Consider the following 2,703-nt stretch of genomic DNA (forward strand, 5'->3'; position numbering starts at 1 on the left):
CGACGGCAGAAGGCGCTGGCCTGCCTGTCGGCAATGGTGGGTGCCCTCATCCTTGCCCGCGCCGTCGACGACGCGGAGCTGTCCGATGAGATCCTTGCCGCCGCCCGCGCCTTATGGCGCGAGCCGAGCTGATCGGTGTGAACCACACGCCCTGTGTGTCAGCGCCATGGGCGACGGCCGTCCGGATCGCCCGAACTGTCGTGCGGGAACGCAAGAAATGAGAGAGCGATATCTCGAGGACTTCGCCGCCGGGCAGATCTTCGGCTCCGGACGGCTCGTGATCGACAAGGAACGGATCAAGAGCTTCGCCGCCGAGTTCGATCCGCAACCCTTCCATCTCGATGAGAATGCTGCGGAGGACACGATCTTTCGCGGACTCGCGGCAAGCGGCTGGCACACCGCAGCGGTGACGATGCGGCTCCTGGTCGAGAGCGAGATCAAGCCCGCCGGAGGCATCGTCGGCGCTGGCTTCGACGAGTTCCGCTGGCCGCGGCCGGTCCGCCCCGGAGACGAGCTGCGCCTGGAGAGCGAAGTGCTCGAGGTGCGGCCGTCGAAGTCGCGTCCGGAACAAGGACTGATCAAAGTCCGGACGACGACGCTGAACCAGAACGGCGACGCCGTGCAGGTTCTGATCGCAAATCTGATGGTGCCGCGCCGGCCGGCCTAGACTAGCGCTGTTGTCACGCTGCCAGTAAGGCCAGCCCACTCGAGCGCGTCCAGCTCCGCCCTGCCCCGGGCGCCGATGACGCCGTCCAACGCCTTCTCGATCCTGCCGCAGGAGCCGCACGATGACCCAGCAAATAGAGCTCTTCTACGATTTCCGCAGTCCCTACAGCTATCTCGCCTTCACCCAGCTCCGGCAGATGGACGTCGTCATTACGCTGCGGCCGATGAAGATTCTCAAGGTCATGGAGAAGGTTGGCAACGTCCCGACGACCATCACCTGCGCAGCGAAGGGCCGCTATGCGCGCGTCGACGTGGGACGCTGGGCGCAGCGCTACGGGGTTCCGCTCAACCCCTCGGACATGCGCGCCAACGACGGCGACGCCTGCTCGCGCGCGGTGCTGTCGGCCGAGGGGCCGGAGGACGCCGCCGCCATCACACTGGCGCTCTACCGGGCGATCTGGAGCGAGGGGAAGACGTTGGCGAACGCAGCCGATGTCGTTGCGGCGATCGCTGACGCCGGGATCGACACGGAGCCGATCGCCGCCCGGATCGACCGCTCCGAGATGGCCGCCCAGCTCGATGCCAACACCGACGAGGCGGCGGAGCGTGGCGTATTCGGATCGCCGACCGTCTTCGTCGGCGAGGCGATGTTCTTCGGTAACGACCGGCTTGAGTTCGTGCGCGAGGAGCTCGCGCGCCTGGAGGAAGCCGCATGACCGACACAGCCAAACCATTGGCGCTGATTACCGGCGTAGGCCCCGGCACGGGCGCCGCGCTCGCGCGACGCTTCGCCGAGGGCAACTATCGCGTGGCGATGCTGGCGCGCAACGCCGATCGCCTTTCGGCGCTGGAGCGGGAGATCCCGAACTCGATCGCGGTGCCGTGCGACGTCAGCGATGCGGCAGCGCTGGAGCGAGCGGTCGCGCAGGTCGGCGACCCGAAAGTGGTCGTCCACAACGCGGTCGGCGGCGCGTTTGGCACCTTCGAGCAGATCGAAGCGGAGACGCTCCGGCGCAACTTCGAGATCAACACGATGGCGCTGTTCCACCTTGCTCGACTCATAGCACCGGCGATGGTGGCCGCCGGCGAAGGCGCCATCATCGTCACCGGTAATACCTCGGCACAGCGCGGCAAAGCGAATTTTGCAGGTTTCGCGCCGACCAAGGCAGCGCAGCGCATCCTCGCCGAATCGCTCGCACGCGATCTCGGGCCCAAAGGCGTCCACATCGCCTACCTCGTCGTCGACGCGGTGATCGACGTGCCCTGGCAGCGCGAGCGGCTGCCGGACGCGAAGGACGACTTCTTCATCTCGCCCGCCTCAATCGCCGCCGAGGTCTTCCATCTCGCGCACCAGCCGAAGGACGCCTGGTCGTTCCTCGCAGAAGTGCGTCCCTTCCACGAGCCGTGGTGAGCGTTGTGGACGGCGAAACCAATGCCGCGCCGGACGGCCTGCAGCAGCTTCAGGCGATGCCGGGTGGCGGCTTCAAGGCGCCGATCGGCCAAACGCTCGGCTTCGATCTGGTCGAGGTTGAGCGCGGACGGGTCGTATTCGAAGGCAAGCCCGACCGCAGCGTTTACAACCCGTTTGGCGCGGTCCATGGCGGCTATGCCGCGCCGCTGCTCGACAGCGCCTGCGGGATCGCCACGCATTCCACGCCCGGTCCGGGCCGCGGCCCCGAGACGAGCCGCTGTGCGGCTACGCCAGCCGCGCTCGGCGTGGACGCATGAGGTCGACCTCCGGCCGTTCAAGGAACCTTTCTGAGGGCTGCTCGTATGAGGAGCCGCCTGCCGCTTCCACTGCCGACTGCATGCCCGCGCAACTCGTGGCGCACATCGGCAATCCGCAGCACGAAGCCGAGTGACCCACACCTCGAGATGCTTCACATGATCGATGCACCACAAGCCAACGTAGGCGCCCGGCACTCGGTCCCATTGACGCACGACAGAGTAGGCCCTCTGCGGGCGGCCGCTCGCGCGAGGGCCCCAGCCGGGCACCTCGGCGATCAGCGCCAGCTACACCACGCGGGGCGCGATTCC

General features: G+C 67.4%; 4 protein-coding genes. All 4 read left to right on the top strand.

The features are described from left to right. The first annotated feature begins 166 nt into the window (after positions 1 to 166). The 4 genes from VGD20_RS05280 to VGD20_RS05295 all read left to right on the top strand — a co-directional run bounded on the left by VGD20_RS05280 (position 167) and on the right by VGD20_RS05295 (position 2,394). Entirely contained in the window at positions 167 to 667 is a 501-nt protein-coding gene (locus VGD20_RS05280) for a MaoC family dehydratase (protein ID WP_331133443.1), read from the top strand. A 121-nt stretch (positions 668 to 788) separates the two neighbouring features. After that, complete coding sequence (locus tag VGD20_RS05285; protein WP_331133444.1) at positions 789 to 1,382, top strand: 2-hydroxychromene-2-carboxylate isomerase; 594 nt, start codon at positions 789 to 791, stop codon at positions 1,380 to 1,382. Further along, the gene (locus VGD20_RS05290; protein ID WP_331133445.1) at positions 1,379 to 2,077 is read left to right on the top strand and encodes an SDR family NAD(P)-dependent oxidoreductase; all 699 of its coding nucleotides are present in this window, start codon (positions 1,379 to 1,381) and stop codon (positions 2,075 to 2,077) included. The genes VGD20_RS05285 and VGD20_RS05290 overlap by 4 nt, the downstream gene beginning before the upstream one ends. Before the next feature lie 5 nt (positions 2,078 to 2,082). After that, positions 2,083 to 2,394, top strand: coding sequence for a PaaI family thioesterase (locus tag VGD20_RS05295; RefSeq protein WP_331133446.1), 312 nt, complete (start codon positions 2,083 to 2,085; stop codon positions 2,392 to 2,394). Positions 2,395 to 2,703 lie beyond the last annotated feature (309 nt).

The sequence above is a fragment of the Sphingopyxis sp. genome, assembly GCF_036402335.1.
In the GTDB taxonomy this organism is placed as follows: Bacteria; Pseudomonadota; Alphaproteobacteria; order Sphingomonadales; family Sphingomonadaceae; genus Sphingopyxis.